Origin of the sequence: Mesorhizobium sp. M5C.F.Ca.IN.020.32.2.1, from assembly GCF_004023105.1 — a bacterium.
In the GTDB taxonomy this organism is placed as follows: Bacteria; Pseudomonadota; Alphaproteobacteria; order Rhizobiales; family Rhizobiaceae; genus Mesorhizobium; species Mesorhizobium wenxiniae.
On the sequence record NZ_RZSX01001391.1, the window covers coordinates 1 to 970 of the forward strand.

General features: G+C 63.4%; 1 protein-coding gene and 1 pseudogene. Both read left to right on the forward strand.

The annotated features are described in order from the left end of the window. A partial coding sequence (locus EOA86_RS36250) for a DNA gyrase C-terminal beta-propeller domain-containing protein (RefSeq protein ID WP_281035740.1) occupies positions 1 to 309 on the forward strand: 309 nt, incomplete at its 5' end. A 255-nt stretch (positions 310 to 564) separates the two neighbouring features. Next, positions 565 to 970: pseudogene (locus EOA86_RS36255) on the forward strand (AI-2E family transporter); the annotation flags it as partial.

The following is a 970-nucleotide window of genomic DNA, read 5'->3' on the forward strand; positions in this document are numbered from 1 at the left end:
GCCCAGCGCTGTGTGCCGGTCGCCGGCGACCATCTCGCCATCGTCGGCGAGAACCGCAAGATGCTGGTCTTCCCGCTCGCCGAGATCCCTGAGATGGGTCGCGGCAAGGGCGTTCGCCTGCAGAAATACAAGGATGGCGGCGTCCTCGACCTCAAGACCTTCACGCTCGCAGGCGGTCTCTCCTGGCAGGATTCGGCCGACCGCACCTTCGTCAAATCACGCGAAGAGCTGATTGAGTGGATCGGTGCTCGAGCCTCGGCCGGACGCATGGTGCCGAAGGGATTCCCGAGGGCGGGGAAGTTTGGGTAGGTCCCTTGAGGGGGAGATGGCCGGCAGGCCAGAGGGGTCCCCGCGCATGAAGCGCCAGCCTTCCCTGTTCGCAATAAGAGGTCGCGTCTGAACGTCCCGACCCCTCTGTCGCCCTTCGGCGACGTCTCCCCCTCAAGCGGGGAGATTAGCGCCTCCATGCTAACATTTGGAATGTCGTCACGATTGCTGCACTATCATGGTACATAAGCATCGCTACATAAGGCGGGGACACACGCCTTTGGGAGAAATGGGCATTTGAAAGAAGCCAGGATTAAGAAACCGGAAGGGCAGCAGCGCTTGTTCGGCCTGTCGACGCCGGTCAGATCCGCCGTCATTCCGCCGCTGTCGGCGGCGCGCTGGCTCCTGGTGCTGATCGTTGCCGCCGGGGTCTATTTCTTTCATGGTTTCCTGGTCCCAGTGCTGGCTGCTCTCGTCATCGCCTTTGCCAGCTGGCCGCTCTATCGGCGGCTGCTTGCTGCTGTCGGCGGCAACCGCACGATCGCCGCGACATTGGCGATCCTGTTCATCCTCACTTTCCTGGTGGTGCCGATCGCGCTCGCCGGCGCCTACGCCAGCAACGAAGTCCGCGAATGGGTCGGCTGGGCGATCGAGACCAACCGCGAAGGCGCGGTGACGCCGCACTGGATCGCCACGCTGCCTG